The organism is Streptococcus mitis (assembly GCF_901542415.1).
GTDB classification, from domain to species: Bacteria; Bacillota; Bacilli; order Lactobacillales; family Streptococcaceae; genus Streptococcus; species Streptococcus mitis_BL.
In genome coordinates, this window is the sequence record NZ_CABEHV010000004.1 from 1,504,385 (window position 1) to 1,520,233 (window position 15,849).

The following is a 15,849-nucleotide window of genomic DNA, read 5'->3' on the forward strand; positions in this document are numbered from 1 at the left end:
CTCTTTCTATATCTCTAACTCACACTCAATCACTTGGCAAAAATCAATCTTCTCATTTGGCACAAACTGACGCATGAGCATTCGATGAGCAACAACTACCACAGTCTGATGTTCTCGATACTTAGACATACATTCTAGAAACCGAGACTTCATTTCCGTAGCCGTCTCATATTGAATAGGACTATTAGGAAGTAACTCTCCCTTATTTTCTAGAAACATAGTACGAGCTTTTTCAAAATTATCTGTGCCACTTTCATAGACCTGCCATTCATGCAATAATGACTCCACTCTTAAAGGAAGTCCCGTAGCACAGGCCACATAAGAAGCCGTTTCTAAAGCTCTTGTGACTGCAGAAGATACGATTATTTCAGCTGAAGGGAGTAAAGGATTGGTGCTCAATTTCTGGGCTTGCTGCCGTCCCTTATCAGACAAGGGTGCCAAATCTATCCCAAATCCCGTATAAGAACGCTCCTCTAACTCACAATAATCTGGCTCCCCGTGACGTACAAAGATAATCTTCATTCTAGTGCCCAGTCGATCCAAATCCACCGGTCCGCACGCCGTCAGCTGCATCTCCATCTGCGATTAAGAAAGGTGCAAAGATAGCCTGAACCACACGTTCCCCTACTTCAAGAACAACCTCTTGGTCTGTGATATTCTTCATCTGCGCAAAAATATGCCCTTCATTTCCAGGATTTCCATAATAATCCCCATCAATGACCCCAACAGAGTTAATTAAAACCAAACCCTTCTTACGAGGGTTTGAAGAACGATCATATAGGTATAGAACCTCAGTCGGTTGCATATAAGCCTTAACCCCTGTCGGAACCAATACAATCTCTCTTGGAGCGATAACTGTGCGCACAGCAACCTTTAAGTCGTAACCAGCCGCATGCGCCGTCTCACGCTTGGGCAATAAATTTTCATCTGTAAAACTAGAAACCAATTCAAAACCACGAATTTTCATCATCTTCTCTTTTCTATTATCATTTATTCTAGATTATTCTATCTTATTTATTCGTAAAAAGCACGAAAAAAAGAGCACACAATTCAAATCGCTTAGGGCTGCTGGATTCCTCCCCTGACCCGCTTCACGCAGAACTGTTGCTCCACTATTTATTATATCACATTCCTATTCATTTTAAAAGCAAAATTATTTTTTCCGTCTATTTCTAAAAAAGTCCTGCATAATAGCTGCGCATTCATCTTCCAAAATTCCCGTTTCAACCTCCACACGATGATTGAGACGCTCATCTGTCAAGATATCGTACAAACTTCCAGCAGCGCCAAATTTCTGGTTTTTAGCCCCATAGACCACGTTTGGAATACGGGCAAGCCCAATCGCCCCACTACACATGACACAAGGCTCAATGGTCACAAAAAGTGTGCAATCCAGCAAACGCCAGCTCTCCTCAGTCAAGTTCGCATTCTCTATTGCCATGATTTCTGCATGCATGACCGCCCGCTGCAATTCCTCACGCGCATTGTGCCCACGACCAATGATTTCGCCATCCTTGACAATCACACAACCAATTGGAATTTCATCGTGTTCAAGAGCAATCTCAGCCTCTCTCAAAGCTTCTCTCATAAAGACTTCTTTTTCTTCAACTGTATAATTCATCAATTTCCCTTTTCCTACTTATCAGTTTTATTATTATATCATGAATCCCAAGACAAAAAAAGCCACCGAATGCGGTGACTTTATAGGGAGATTATTATGAAAAAGAAAAGTTTAGGATATTTGTTACAACAAGTTAGGAGGTCTTCTTGTAACTGTCTATAGTATACCCGACCTATCTTAAACAAATCTTAAAAATCTCTTAGGACCAAACACTTTCTAAAATATTTGTTTGTTCACGACCAGGACCTACTGAGAAAGTAGAAATACGAACGCCAACCAATTCACTCACACGACGAACATAGTTACGCGCATTCTCAGGAAGATCTTCCAAATTACGAACTCCAGTAATATCTTCTGACCAACCTGGCAACTCTTCATAGATAGGCTTGCAACGTTTCAATTGCTCAAGACTAGCTGGATAGTAGTCAATACGTTGACCATCAAGATCATAGGCCACACAGATTTTCACAATATCTAAACCACTCAAAACATCGATAGAGTTCAATGAAAGGTTAGTAATACCAGAAACGCGACGGCTATGGCGCATCACAACTGAATCAAACCATCCCACACGACGTGGACGACCAGTTGTTGTACCATATTCATGACCGACTTCACGGATACGTTCTCCCACTTCATCAAACAACTCAGTTGGGAAAGGACCGTCTCCTACACGACTCGTATAGGCTTTACATACACCTACAACCTTGTCAATCTTACTTGGACCAACACCAGAACCAATGGTCACACCACCAGCCACAGGGTTTGATGACGTAACAAATGGATAGGTACCTTGGTCGATATCTAGCATAACACCTTGTGCACCTTCAAAAAGCACACGTTTACCGTTATCAAGCGCATCATTCAAGATAACAGATGTGTCTGTCACATATTTCTTGATTTGTTGACCATATTCATAATACTCTTCAAAAATATCATCGAAAGCAATCGCTTTACTGTCATACAATTTTTCAAAAAGACGATTCTTTTCAGCAAGGTTACGTTCTAAACGCTCACGGAAAATATCTTTATCCAAAAGATCTGCAATACGAATCCCAACACGAGCAGCCTTGTCCATATAAGCTGGACCAATTCCCTTGATTGTAGTACCAATCTTATTGTCGCCCTTAGCTTCTTCTTGCAAGCGATCCAACTCGATATGATAAGGCAAAATAACATGCGCGCGATCAGAAATACGCAAGTTATCAGTTGTAACACCTTCCTCATGAAGATAGCTCAACTCTTTTACAAGAGATTTAGGATTTACAACCATACCATTCCCAATAACAGAGATTTTTTCAGGGAAGAAAATTCCAGATGGAATCAAGTGCAACTTAAATTTCTTACCATCAATCACAATCGTGTGACCTGCATTATCACCACCTTGGTAACGTGCAATCACTTCTGCATTCGCTGAAAGGAAGTCTGTAATCTTCCCTTTACCTTCATCACCCCACTGGGTACCTACAACAACAACTGAAGTCATAATCTTGTCTGAGCCCTCAGGCTCTTCCTTTCTCACATACATGGCAGGACTCTCACCTGCAATTATATCTTACAATTTATTATAAGAAAAAATCGCCTTTTTATCAAGAAGAAACAATAGAAAGATTTGCTATTTCCAACTATTAAAAAATGTTTTAGAAAAATTACCAGCTATTTATTGTTATATTGCCATAAAAAAGTAAGTTTGTTCGGAAATTAACTCAGACTATCTCAACAAGAAATAAAACCTTGTTTCATTATCATCTTTTCAAGATACAAACGATAAGCAACACGATAATGGTAAACGATAAAATCCCTACGACACCCAATACCATATCTAACTAAATAATAAATCAAAAATTTAAAATGAAAATGTTCCCAGTCCCAATTATTACCAAAGAAAGTAGCATACTCTTCTTCGATACTGTCATAGAAATCAGTCATCTGATCATAAATATTTTGTAGCATAAGCATACACTCCTTTACTTTTTATGACCTTATTCTAACAAAAAATTATAAACAGTTATTATAAAATCCTGAATTGCTCAAATACCAACCTCAAAAAGATAACAAATAGGAAAAGTTGACAGAATAGGAAAAAATTTACTACCTAAATTTCAAAAACTAAGATAATGGAAGCGGAAGGATTCGAATCCCTCGAAGGAGCGTATTTACAGTCCGCCACGTTTAGCCTCTTCGCTATCCTCGATTAAAGTACTAAAAAGATCTCCTTAAAACTGTGGTACATTACTCGAAAACGGAGGGCTCTGAAACTTTACTCAGCAAAAATATCTCACACCAAATAACACTAAATAGATTATTAAGGCTCTATAATATTTGTAGTGGGTAAATCCCCTATAGATATTATAGAGCCGATTTTTGTGTAGAAAAAAAGTCCCATAAGATCTATAATGAAAAGCGACAAAACAACTCATTAGAAAGAATCATATGGAACAATTACATTTTATCACAAAACTACTCGATATTAAAGACCCCAATATCCAAATTATAGATATCATCAATAGGGATACTCACAAAGAAATCATCGCTAGACTGGATTATGATGCCCAATATTGTCCTGATTGTGGAAGTCAAAAAGAAATATGACTTTCAAAAACCGTCTAAGATCCCTTACCTTGAAACGACTGGTATGGCTACTAGAATTCTACTTAGAAAACGTCTTTTTAAGTGCTATCAGTGTTCAAAAATGATGATGTCTGAAACTTCTATCGTCAAAAAATATCTCGCTTCGTTAGGTGCGAGATAGATTATTAATTATATAACAAAAAAAGAGGACTAAGCCTCTCTTAATCAACTACTCCGCCAGTAGGACTCGAACCTACGACATCATGATTAACAGTCATGCGCTACTACCAACTGAGCTATGGCGGAATAAAGCTAAGCGACTTCCATATCTCACAGGGGGCAACCCCCAACTACTTCCGGCGTTCTAGGGCTTAACTTCTGTGTTCGGCATGGGTACAGGTGTATCTCCTAGGCTATCGTCACTTAACTCTGAGTAATACCTACTCAAAATTGAATATCTATTCAAACCAAGAAAACCTCTCGCTTTCATATTCTCAGTTACTTTGGATAAGTCCTCGAGCTATTAGTATTAGTCCGCTACATGTGTCGCCACACTTCCACTTCTAACCTATCTACCTGATCATCTCTCAGGGCTCTTACTGATATAAAATCATGGGAAATCTCATCTTGAGGTGGGTTTCACACTTAGATGCTTTCAGCGTTTATCCCTTCCCTACATAGCTACCCAGCGATGCCTTTGGCAAGACAACTGGTACACCAGCGGTAAGTCCACTCTGGTCCTCTCGTACTAGGAGCAGATCCTCTCAAATTTCCTACGCCCGCGACGGATAGGGACCGAACTGTCTCACGACGTTCTGAACCCAGCTCGCGTGCCGCTTTAATGGGCGAACAGCCCAACCCTTGGGACCGACTACAGCCCCAGGATGCGACGAGCCGACATCGAGGTGCCAAACCTCCCCGTCGATGTGAACTCTTGGGGGAGATAAGCCTGTTATCCCCAGGGTAGCTTTTATCCGTTGAGCGATGGCCCTTCCATACGGAACCACCGGATCACTAAGCCCGACTTTCGTCCCTGCTCGAGTTGTAGCTCTCGCAGTCAAGCTCCCTTATACCTTTACACTCTGCGAATGATTTCCAACCATTCTGAGGGAACCTTTGGGCGCCTCCGTTACCTTTTAGGAGGCGACCGCCCCAGTCAAACTGCCCGTCAGACACTGTCTCCGATAGGGATCACCTATCCGGGTTAGAGTGGCCATAACACAAGGGTAGTATCCCAACAACGTCTCCTTCGAAACTGGCGTCCCGATCTCATAGACTCCTACCTATCCTGTACATGTGGTACAGACACTCAATATCAAACTGCAGTAAAGCTCCATGGGGTCTTTCCGTCCTGTCGCGGGTAACCTGCATCTTCACAGGTACTAAAATTTCACCGAGTCTCTCGTTGAGACAGTGCCCAAATCATTACGCCTTTCGTGCGGGTCGGAACTTACCCGACAAGGAATTTCGCTACCTTAGGACCGTTATAGTTACGGCCGCCGTTTACTGGGGCTTCAATTCATACCTTCGCTTACGCTAAGCACTCCTCTTAACCTTCCAGCACCGGGCAGGCGTCACCCCCTATACATCATCTTACGATTTAGCAGAGAGCTGTGTTTTTGATAAACAGTTGCTTGGGCCTATTCACTGCGGCTGACTTAAAGTCAGCACCCCTTCTCCCGAAGTTACGGGGTCATTTTGCCGAGTTCCTTAACGAGAGTTCTCTCGCTCACCTGAGGCTACTCGCCTCGACTACCTGTGTCGGTTTGCGGTACGGGTAGAGTATGTTTAAACGCTAGAAGCTTTTCTTGGCAGTGTGACGTCACTAACTTCGCTACTAAACTTCGCTCCCCATCACAGCTCAATGTTATAGATATAAGCATTTGACTCATATCACACCTCACTGCTTAGACAGACTCTTCCAATCGTCTGCTTTAGTTAGCCTACTGCGTCCCTCCATCACTACATACTCTAGTACAGGAATATCAACCTGTTGTCCATCGGATACACCTTTCGGTCTCTCCTTAGGTCCCGACTAACCCAGGGCGGACGAGCCTTCCCCTGGAAACCTTAGTCTTACGGTGGACAGGATTCTCACCTGTCTTTCGCTACTCATACCGGCATTCTCACTTCTATGCGTTCCAGCACTCCTCACGGTACACCTTCTTCACACATAGAACGCTCTCCTACCATACCTATAAAGGTATCCACAGCTTCGGTAAATTGTTTTAGCCCCGGTACATTTTCGGCGCAGGGTCACTCGACTAGTGAGCTATTACGCACTCTTTGAATGAATAGCTGCTTCTAAGCTAACATCCTAGTTGTCTGTGCAACCCCACATCCTTTTCCACTTAACAATTATTTTGGGACCTTAGCTGGTGGTCTGGGCTGTTTCCCTTTCGACTACGGATCTTAGCACTCGCAGTCTGACTGCCGACCATAATTCATTGGCATTCGGAGTTTATCTGAGATTGGTAATCCGGGATGGACCCCTCACCCAAACAGTGCTCTACCTCCAAGAATCTTAATGTCGACGCTAGCCCTAAAGCTATTTCGGAGAGAACCAGCTATCTCCAAGTTCGTTTGGAATTTCTCCGCTACCCACAAGTCATCCAAGCACTTTTCAACGTGCCCTGGTTCGGTCCTCCAGTGCGTCTTACCGCACCTTCAACCTGCTCATGGGTAGGTCACATGGTTTCGGGTCTACGTCATGATACTAATTCGCCCTATTCAGACTCGGTTTCCCTACGGCTCCGTCTCTTCAACTTAACCTCGCATCATAACGTAACTCGCCGGTTCATTCTACAAAAGGCACGCTCTCACCCATTAACGGGCTCGAACTTGTTGTAGGCACACGGTTTCAGGTTCTATTTCACTCCCCTCCCGGGGTGCTTTTCACCTTTCCCTCACGGTACTGGTTCACTATCGGTCACTAGGGAGTATTTAGGGTTGGGAGATGGTCCTCCCAGATTCCGACGGGATTTCGCGTGTCCCGCCGTACTCAGGATACTGCTAGGTACAAAGACTATTTTAAATACGAGGCTATTACTCTCTTTGGCTGATCTTCCCAAATCATTCTTCTATAATCTTTGAGTCCACATTGCAGTCCTACAACCCCGAAGAGTAAACTCTTCGGTTTGCCCTCCTGCCGTTTCGCTCGCCGCTACTAAGGCAATCGCTTTTGCTTTCTCTTCCTGCAGCTACTTAGATGTTTCAGTTCACTGCGTCTTCCTCCTCACATCCTTAACAGATGCGGGTAACAGGTAGTACCTGTTGGGTTCCCCCATTCGGAAATCCCTGGATCATCGCTTACTTACAGCTACCCAAGGCATATCGTCGTTTGTCACGTCCTTCTTCGGCTCCTAGTGCCAAGGCATCCACCGTGCGCCCTTATTAACTTAACCTTATTTTTTGACCTTTCAGTCATAAACTCTTATTAATACTACAGCGTTTTCGGTTTATTTTCTTGTTACTATTTGATATAGATATTCAATTTTCAATGTGCATTACTTGGTGATCTCTCACCAATGGAGCCTAGCGGGATCGAACCGCTGACCTCCTGCGTGCAAAGCAGGCGCTCTCCCAGCTGAGCTAAGGCCCCACAAGACCTCTCAAGACTAAACAAGACCAATGCGCAGTTCCTTATCCTTAGAAAGGAGGTGATCCAGCCGCACCTTCCGATACGGCTACCTTGTTACGACTTCACCCCAATCATCTATCCCACCTTAGGCGGCTGGCTCCTAAAAGGTTACCTCACCGACTTCGGGTGTTACAAACTCTCGTGGTGTGACGGGCGGTGTGTACAAGGCCCGGGAACGTATTCACCGCGGCGTGCTGATCCGCGATTACTAGCGATTCCGACTTCATGTAGGCGAGTTGCAGCCTACAATCCGAACTGAGACTGGCTTTAAGAGATTAGCTTGCCGTCACCGGCTTGCGACTCGTTGTACCAGCCATTGTAGCACGTGTGTAGCCCAGGTCATAAGGGGCATGATGATTTGACGTCATCCCCACCTTCCTCCGGTTTATTACCAGCAGTCTCGCTAGAGTGCCCAACTGAATGATGGCAACTAACAATAGGGGTTGCGCTCGTTGCGGGACTTAACCCAACATCTCACGACACGAGCTGACGACAACCATGCACCACCTGTCACCTCTGTCCCGAAGGAAAGCTCTATCTCTAGAGCGGTCAGAGGGATGTCAAGACCTGGTAAGGTTCTTCGCGTTGCTTCGAATTAAACCACATGCTCCACCGCTTGTGCGGGCCCCCGTCAATTCCTTTGAGTTTCAACCTTGCGGTCGTACTCCCCAGGCGGAGTGCTTAATGCGTTAGCTGCGGCACTAAACCCCGGAAAGGGTCTAACACCTAGCACTCATCGTTTACGGCGTGGACTACCAGGGTATCTAATCCTGTTTGCTCCCCACGCTTTCGAGCCTCAGCGTCAGTTACAAGCCAGAGAGCCGCTTTCGCCACCGGTGTTCCTCCATATATCTACGCATTTCACCGCTACACATGGAATTCCACTCTCCCCTCTTGCACTCAAGTTAAACAGTTTCCAAAGCGTACTATGGTTAAGCCACAGCCTTTAACTTCAGACTTATCTAACCGCCTGCGCTCGCTTTACGCCCAATAAATCCGGACAACGCTTGGGACCTACGTATTACCGCGGCTGCTGGCACGTAGTTAGCCGTCCCTTTCTGGTAAGATACCGTCACAGTGTGAACTTTCCACTCTCACACTCGTTCTTCTCTTACAACAGAGCTTTACGATCCGAAAACCTTCTTCACTCACGCGGCGTTGCTCGGTCAGACTTCCGTCCATTGCCGAAGATTCCCTACTGCTGCCTCCCGTAGGAGTCTGGGCCGTGTCTCAGTCCCAGTGTGGCCGATCACCCTCTCAGGTCGGCTATGTATCGTCGCCTTGGTGAGCCGTTACCCCACCAACTAGCTAATACAACGCAGGTCCATCTGGTAGTGATGCAATTGCACCTTTTAAGCAAATGTCATGCAACATCTACTCTTATGCGGTATTAGCTATCGTTTCCAATAGTTATCCCCCGCTACCAGGCAGGTTACCTACGCGTTACTCACCCGTTCGCAACTCATCCGGAGAAGCAAGCTCCTCCTTCAGCGTTCTACTTGCATGTATTAGGCACGCCGCCAGCGTTCGTCCTGAGCCAGGATCAAACTCTCATTAAAAGTTTGAGTTCTCACTCATTTCTGTCACTGACAGATTTATTGTTTTTTTCATTGTTCAGTACTACAACCTTAGTTGTAGTGCCCTGCACATTGGTTCGTCTTGTTCAGTTTTCAAAGGTCTTTGTCACTCACTTCTCTCAAGTGACAACTATATTAGTATATCACAGTCGCTTTCGCTTGTCAACACTTTTTTGAAACTTTTTTTAATTTTTTTCAATCAGTATTTCTTCTGCAATATACCATAGTCCGTACGGGATTCGAACCCGTGTTACCGCCGTGAAAAGGCGGTGTCTTAACCCCTTGACCAACGGACCGGAGTTGTTATTTTCAACTCTTACTATTATACCGACTTTTCAAACTTTGTCAACACCTTTTTCTAATTTTTTTCATTTTTTTTGCATAGCTTCTTACCGGGTACGGATATCAAACTCTTTAAACACAATACGTAAGTCTCTTAATACTCTTTGACGACCTCGGAATCGTTCATTTCTTAAAACACGTTCTAGTTCTTCTTGTTGCTCTTTACTTTGTTTGTTTCTATAATCTCTTAGTGTCTCATGAAAGAGATAATACTCATCTAGCCACAGACCTCCCTCACTGATACGATGACTAATCTCACCTACTTCTTCATAAGGTTCTTTATCATATCTACGCTTCTGGCTTTCTTGTTTACGGATATAGTCTAGAATTCTATTTCGGAATTTAGTTTTGAAGTATTTACGTAAACGTGGGTTATCTTCTACTAGCTCTTCTTCTCTACTAATCAATTCATGTAAGCAGAGCATACCCTCTTGGTCCCAATCCGATAGTTCCCATAAATGCAAGTAATATTCATTTCTACACTTATATACACTCCCCTGGACTTCTTCATATAATTCTTTAATCATAATGTTCCCCCTTTCTAGATACACTTTAACAAATAAAGAAGATAATTTGATTCATTTCATCCATTCTGCTCCCTACACCGTCTCAACTGCACAAAAAAGAGAGAGCCTACCTCTCTCAATATCATTAAGTTAAGGAGGTATTTCCCATGATAAAACAGATAAAAGCTCACTTGAATAAGAGTATTCAGAGTATCCTTGGTCAAAAAGTTGAGTTCGTCAAACAAGATGAACAGGCCTTTACTCGTAAAAGAAGTTTATCACTAGAAACTATGATTCGTACCATTCTGGGAATGGGAGGGAAATCAATATCAAAAGAATTACTAGTTGCCAAACTGACGGTTTCAAATTCATCCTTTGTTCAAAGACGCTATCAAATAAAACCTTAGGCTTTCTATGCCCTATTAAAAGAATTTACAGCACCTATTCCACTTAATACTGATTTTCCAATATGCGATGCTGATGGGAGTGATGTCTGTATTCCTCGAAATCCCATGGATACAGAAACTTCTATCCAAACCCAAACGGATGTTAAATCCTATAATTTCATACACATAAATGCCCTATACGACTTGACGACTGGAGTCTATAGAGATGTTTCTATTCAAGACAAACATAGGCAACATGAGCGCTTAGCTCTGATTCAGATGATGGAGGCTTCTCCCTTTCGAGAAAGCTCTTGTTATCATGGCTAGAGGCTATGAAAGTTACAATCTCATGGCTCATTTTCAAGAAAAAGGTTGGCTTTACCTTATCCGAATTCGAGATAGGAAACAATCTATGTATTCCTCCTTCAACTTGCCAAATACAGAGTGTTTTGATCAAACATTTTCTATAACATTATCACGAAAGCAAACCAATCAGTTTAAAAAACGTTATCGTGATTTTCCCAATGACTATCATTTTATTCCACACAATTCTACTTTTGATTTTCTTCCAGAAACAAGTCGAAAACATGACCCTGTTGAACTATACCAACTTCCTTTTCGTATGGTGCGTTTAGAAGTAGAAGAAGGAAAATACGAAACTTTAGTGACCAATACAGACTATTCAGTCCAAGAATTAAAAAATCGGCTCTATAATATTTGTAGTGAGTAAATCCCCTATGGATATTATGGAGCCTATTTTGTTGTAGAAAAAAAGTCCCATAAGATCTATAATGAAAAGCGACAAAACCATCATTAGAAAGAATCCTATGGAACAATTATATTTTATCACAAAACTTCTTGATATCAAAGACCCAAATATCCAAATTATAGATATCGTTAATAGGTATACTCACAAAGAAATCTTCGCTAAACTGGACTATGACGCCCCGTCTTGCCCTGAGTGCAGAAGTCAAATGAAAAATATGATTTTCAAAAAACTTCTAAAATTCCTTACCTTGAAACGACTGGTATGCCCACTAGAATTCTCCTTAAAAAGCGCCGTTTTAGGTGCTATCATTGCTCTAAAATGATGGTCGCTGAGACTTCTATCGTCAAGAAGAATCACCAAATCCCTCGTATCATCAACCAAAAGATTGCCCAGAAGCTGATTGAAAAGACTTCTATGACCGATATTGCTCATCAGCTGGCCATTTCAACTTCAACCGTTATTCGTAAGCTCAATGACTTCCGTTTTAAGCATGATTTTTCTCGTCTGCCTAAGATTATGTCCTGGAACGAATATTCCTTTACAAAGGGAAAAATGAGCTTTCTTGCGCAAGATTTTGATAACCTCAATATCATCACTGTTCTTGAAGGTAGAACACAGGCTGTCATCCGAAATCACTTTCTTCGATACGATAGAGCCGTCCGATGTTGCGTCAAAATCATTACTATGGATATGTTTAGCCCTTACTATGACTTGGCTAGACAACTTCGCTTTCTAATTTCTAGGCTCAGGCTGAAACAGTCTCCCAGACTGTTTCACTCCCAAATGCTAAAATCGTTCTTGATCGCTTTCACATTGTTCAACACCTAAGTCGTGCTATGAGTCGTGTACGTGTCCAAATCATGAATCAGTTTGAGCGAAAATCCCATGAGTACAAGGCTAGCAAGCGCTACTGGAAGCTCATCCAGCAGGATAGTCGTAAATTAAGTGATAAACGATTTTATCGCCCTACTTTTCGTATGCACTTAACCAATAAAGAGATTCTTGATAAACTATTAAGCTATTCAGAAGACTTGAAACACCACTATAATCTCTATCAGCTCTTGCTTTTTCACTTTCAGAATAAAGAGCCTGACAAATTTTTCGGACTCATTGAGGACAATCTAAAGCAGGTTCATCCTCTTTTTCAGACTGTCTTTAAAACCTTCCTCAAAGATAAAGAGAAAATCGTCAACGCTCTTCAATTCCCCTATTCAAACGCCAAACTGGAAGCAACCAATAATCTTATCAAACTTATCAAGCGTAATGCCTTTGTTTTTCGGAACTTTGAAAACTTCAAAAAACGGATTTTTATCTCTCTGAACTTCAAAAAAGAAAGGACAAATTTCGTCCTTTCTCGAGCTTAGCTTTTCTTCAACCCACTACAGTTGACAAAGAGCCAAAAAATCTCTACGCCAGTAGATGGGGCATAGAGACTAGTTTTCGTGACCTGAAATACAGTATTGGCTTGGTCAATTTTCACGCCAAAAAGAAGGAAGGGATTCTCCAAGAAATCTTTGCTCGCTTTACAAATTTTAACTTTTGTCGTTGGGTAACCTCGCAAGTTGCCATCGACAGTAGTCACAAAAAACAAAGATATTAAGTGTGTTTCTCAGATGCGGCTTATGCCTGCCATTTGTTTTTTACCTATTCACTTTCTTCCCTCCAGTTGAAAAACTACCTCAAAAAACAGTTATCTATTATTCGACCGAATCAAAAATATCTAATAAAGATAAAGACCCAATCGGTAGTTGATTTCATCTATAGAGTAACATAAATCTCAAAAAATGGGGTGAAAAAACCTTTATTTGTCATTCAAAAAAACAGAAGATGCGATAGAGAATCACTTTGATGATCTCAATCACACCTCCTATTCAAACAGTTAGATCACTAACTTAATGACATTGTTGTCTCTATAAGTGTTATTTTTCATCATTCATTTTTGACTTTACTTCATCATAAGATAATGCATGAGATTCCTCCTCGACTGTTTCAGGCATCTTTCCTGTTTCGTAAAGAGATTTAATTTGTGTACTATCCAATGTTTCGTATTTCAATAATGCTTCTGCAATCAACTTGTGAGTTTCACGATTTGACTGAATAATTTCAGCAGCTTTATTTCGTGCTTCATTCAATAATGATCGAACCTCTTCGTCAATTTCATAAGCTGTTTGTTCTGAAATTGATTTTTGAGGGCTTTGTGCACCAAACATGGCATGATTTCCTTCATATTGAACTGGGCCAAGTTTTTCACTCATACCGTACTCTGTAACCATTGCACGCGCCATTTGTGTCGCTTGTTCAAAGTCGTTTGAAGCTCCTGTAGTTTGGACATTAAAGATGATTTCTTCAGCTACACGTCCCCCCATTAAGCCAGCCAATTGCTCTTTCATATCTTCTTTAGAAAGAAGCATTTGGTCTTCCTTAGGAAGTGCAATCATGTATCCACCTGCACGGCCTCGTGGTACAATTGTAACCTTATGAACAACACGGGCATTCGACAAGACTAAACCAACAATGGTATGTCCAGCCTCATGGTAGGCAACCAATTCACGTTCTTTTTGTGAAACAGTCTTATCTTTCTTAGAAGGTCCAGCAATAACTCTATCTTCTGCTTCATCAATATCTGAGGCATCAATTATCGATTTATTGCGACGAGCAGCAACTAAAGCCGCTTCATTCAAGACATTCTCTAAATCAGCACCAACAAAACCTGGAGTTTGTTGAGCCACTAATTTCAAATCAACATCTTCTGCTAAAGGCTTGTTCTTAGCATGAACTTTCAAGATTGCTTCGCGACCTTTAACATCAGGACGGCCAACCAATACTTTTCTATCAAAACGTCCTGGACGCAAAAGGGCAGGGTCAAGTACATCTGAACGGTTTGTCGCAGCGATGACAATAATCCCTTCATTTCCCTCAAAACCGTCCATCTCAATCAAGAGTTGGTTCAAGGTTTGTTCACGTTCGTCATTACCTCCGCCAAGACCGACTCCACGTTGACGTCCAACAGCATCAATTTCATCGATAAAGATAATAGCTGGAGCTGCTTTTTTGGCATCTTCAAAAAGAGAACGAACACGACTAGCTCCAACTCCGACAAACATTTCTACAAAGTCAGAACCTGAAATACTAAAGAATGGAACACCTGCTTCTCCGGCGACTGCCTTAGCAAGCAAAGTTTTACCTGTTCCCGGAGGTCCCTCCAGAAGGACACCTGCTGGAATACGGGCTCCAAGTTTTGTAAATCGTTTTGGATCTTTTAAGAATTCAACAACTTCAACTAGTTCTTGTTTTTCTTCCTCAGCTCCAGCAACATCTGAAAATCTTACTTTAATATCTTCTTTATTTGCAGCTTTAGCCTTACTACGTCCAAAACTCATCGGGTTACGGCCATTATTTCCTCCCATATTTCCCATCATAGAGAATAGGAAGAAGAAAAGAATACCGAATGGCACAATGGATACAAGAATATTAATCCACATACCACTCGAACTTTCATGCTTAATAGTTACTTCCGCTTTATGGTCAGAAGCAAGTTTTTGCAATTCTGATACTGTAGTATCTGAAGGAAGAATAATACTTGAAAATTTCTCTACTGTTATGGCAGAAGGAGAAAAGAACTGAATGCCTGTTTCTTCTTTACTTGTTTTAGGATTTTTATAGACACCCGAAACTTCGATAACACTACCATTTGGTTGGTAAGTCAATTCTTTTACATTGTCATCGGTAATTTCTTTTACCAATTCTGTATAATTAATTTGCTCACTTTTCCCTGCAACACTACCTGTACTAAAATACTGGTAACCTGTAACTAGGAGAAAAATAAGTAATAACCATAGAAAAGGATTTTTAATTAAACCATTATTTTGTTTTTTCATTAAAAATTATTCTTTCTAATTTGAATACACTTCTTCTTTCAATACTCCAACATAAGGAAGGTTACGATAATTTTCTTTGTAGTCTAAACCATAACCTACTACAAACTCATTTGGAATAGTAAAGCAGGTATAGTCAGCTTCAATTTCTACAACACGTCCCTCTGGTTTATCCAACAAGGTGGCAATTTTAACAGAAGCAGCTTCTCTTTCAATAAACATATCTCGTAAATTCTTCAAAGTTTGACCTGTATCGATGATATCCTCTACAAATAGAACATGTCTTCCTTTGATATCTTGAGTAACATCTTGTTTAATATTGATCACACCGCTACTTGCTGTTCCACCATGATAGCTAGAAACCATCATGAAGTCCATTTCAATATGTGTGTCGATATGTTTAATCAATTCAGCCATAAAAGGAATAGATCCTTTTAAAATCCCAACTAAGATTGGATTTTTTCCTGCATAGTCTTTAGTGAGTTGAGCACCTAATTTTTTAGCAGCTTCTGTAATTTCATCGTGTGAAACGAGGATTTTTTTAATATCGTTTTCTAACATT

Annotated in this window: 10 protein-coding genes, 3 tRNA genes, 3 rRNA genes, 1 other RNA gene and 3 pseudogenes; 5 read left to right on the forward strand and 15 right to left on the reverse strand. The window is 41.5% G+C overall.

The features are described from left to right. Positions 1-6 precede the first annotated feature (6 nt). From FQT24_RS07845 to comW, 6 genes are all read right to left on the reverse strand, one after another. Positions 7-573 (reverse strand): histidine phosphatase family protein, encoded by a 567-nt coding sequence (locus FQT24_RS07845; protein WP_185952559.1) that lies wholly within the window; start codon positions 571-573, stop codon positions 7-9. Next, positions 524-967 (reverse strand): dUTP diphosphatase, encoded by a 444-nt coding sequence (locus tag FQT24_RS07850; protein ID WP_143953033.1) that lies wholly within the window; start codon positions 965-967, stop codon positions 524-526. The genes FQT24_RS07845 and FQT24_RS07850 overlap by 50 nt, the downstream gene beginning before the upstream one ends. Positions 968-1,023: 56 nt before the next feature. Further along, positions 1,024-1,121, reverse strand: an RNA gene (gene ffs / locus FQT24_RS07855) — signal recognition particle sRNA small type. A 32-nt stretch (positions 1,122-1,153) separates the two neighbouring features. Beyond that, positions 1,154-1,621 carry a tRNA adenosine(34) deaminase TadA gene (tadA, locus tag FQT24_RS07860; RefSeq protein ID WP_049521811.1) on the reverse strand — a complete coding sequence of 156 codons (468 nt, stop codon included), beginning with the start codon at positions 1,619-1,621 and terminating at the stop codon, positions 1,154-1,156. A gap of 199 nt (positions 1,622-1,820) precedes the next feature. Continuing rightward, entirely contained in the window at positions 1,821-3,107 is a 1,287-nt protein-coding gene (locus FQT24_RS07865; RefSeq protein ID WP_033686089.1) for an adenylosuccinate synthase, read from the reverse strand. 230 nt (positions 3,108-3,337) lie between these two features. Then, entirely contained in the window at positions 3,338-3,574 is a 237-nt protein-coding gene (gene comW, locus FQT24_RS07870) for a sigma(X)-activator ComW (protein WP_084926795.1), read from the reverse strand. A 480-nt stretch (positions 3,575-4,054) separates the two neighbouring features. Between comW and FQT24_RS07875 the strand changes: the two are divergent. Then, a pseudogene (locus FQT24_RS07875) lies at positions 4,055-4,346 on the forward strand (transposase family protein); the annotation flags it as partial. 78 nt (positions 4,347-4,424) lie between these two features. Here FQT24_RS07875 and FQT24_RS07880 read toward each other — a convergent pair. The 7 genes from FQT24_RS07880 to FQT24_RS07915 all read right to left on the reverse strand — a co-directional run bounded on the left by FQT24_RS07880 (position 4,425) and on the right by FQT24_RS07915 (position 10,278). Beyond that, positions 4,425-4,498 (reverse strand) — tRNA-Asn (locus FQT24_RS07880). Between the two features lie 5 nt (positions 4,499-4,503). Then, positions 4,504-4,619, reverse strand: a 5S ribosomal RNA gene (gene rrf / locus FQT24_RS07885). A 76-nt stretch (positions 4,620-4,695) separates the two neighbouring features. After that, positions 4,696-7,596, reverse strand: a 23S ribosomal RNA gene (locus FQT24_RS07890). Positions 7,597-7,720: 124 nt separating this feature from the next. Beyond that, positions 7,721-7,793, reverse strand: a tRNA-Ala gene (locus tag FQT24_RS07895). Between the two features lie 51 nt (positions 7,794-7,844). Continuing rightward, positions 7,845-9,391, reverse strand: a 16S ribosomal RNA gene (locus FQT24_RS07900). Together the 16S, 23S and 5S rRNA genes with 3 tRNA genes alongside form the textbook arrangement of a ribosomal RNA operon. Before the next feature lie 242 nt (positions 9,392-9,633). Further along, positions 9,634-9,705, reverse strand: a tRNA-Glu gene (locus FQT24_RS07910). Between the two features lie 93 nt (positions 9,706-9,798). Continuing rightward, entirely contained in the window at positions 9,799-10,278 is a 480-nt protein-coding gene (locus tag FQT24_RS07915) for a sigma-70 family RNA polymerase sigma factor (RefSeq protein WP_143952648.1), read from the reverse strand. A 146-nt stretch (positions 10,279-10,424) separates the two neighbouring features. Between FQT24_RS07915 and FQT24_RS07920 the strand changes: the two genes are divergently transcribed. The 4 genes and pseudogenes from FQT24_RS07920 to FQT24_RS07935 form a co-directional block, all read left to right on the forward strand. After that, positions 10,425-10,664, forward strand: a complete 240-nt coding sequence (locus FQT24_RS07920; protein ID WP_143952649.1) for a hypothetical protein — start codon at positions 10,425-10,427, stop codon at positions 10,662-10,664. Between the two features lie 298 nt (positions 10,665-10,962). Continuing rightward, positions 10,963-11,373 carry a hypothetical protein gene (locus tag FQT24_RS07925; RefSeq protein WP_143952650.1) on the forward strand — a complete coding sequence of 137 codons (411 nt, stop codon included), beginning with the start codon at positions 10,963-10,965 and terminating at the stop codon, positions 11,371-11,373. 97 nt (positions 11,374-11,470) lie between these two features. After that, a pseudogene (locus tag FQT24_RS07930) lies at positions 11,471-12,776 on the forward strand (transposase). 14 nt (positions 12,777-12,790) lie between these two features. Continuing rightward, a pseudogene (locus FQT24_RS07935) lies at positions 12,791-13,186 on the forward strand (transposase); the annotation flags it as partial. A gap of 145 nt (positions 13,187-13,331) precedes the next feature. Here FQT24_RS07935 and ftsH read toward each other — a convergent pair. Both ftsH and hpt read right to left on the reverse strand, forming a co-directional pair. Next, complete coding sequence (gene ftsH / locus FQT24_RS07940) at positions 13,332-15,290, reverse strand: ATP-dependent zinc metalloprotease FtsH (protein WP_143952651.1); 1,959 nt, start codon at positions 15,288-15,290, stop codon at positions 13,332-13,334. Positions 15,291-15,305: 15 nt separating this feature from the next. Further along, positions 15,306-15,848, reverse strand: a complete 543-nt coding sequence (hpt, locus tag FQT24_RS07945; RefSeq protein ID WP_102211429.1) for a hypoxanthine phosphoribosyltransferase — start codon at positions 15,846-15,848, stop codon at positions 15,306-15,308. Position 15,849: the final 1 nt, after the last annotated feature.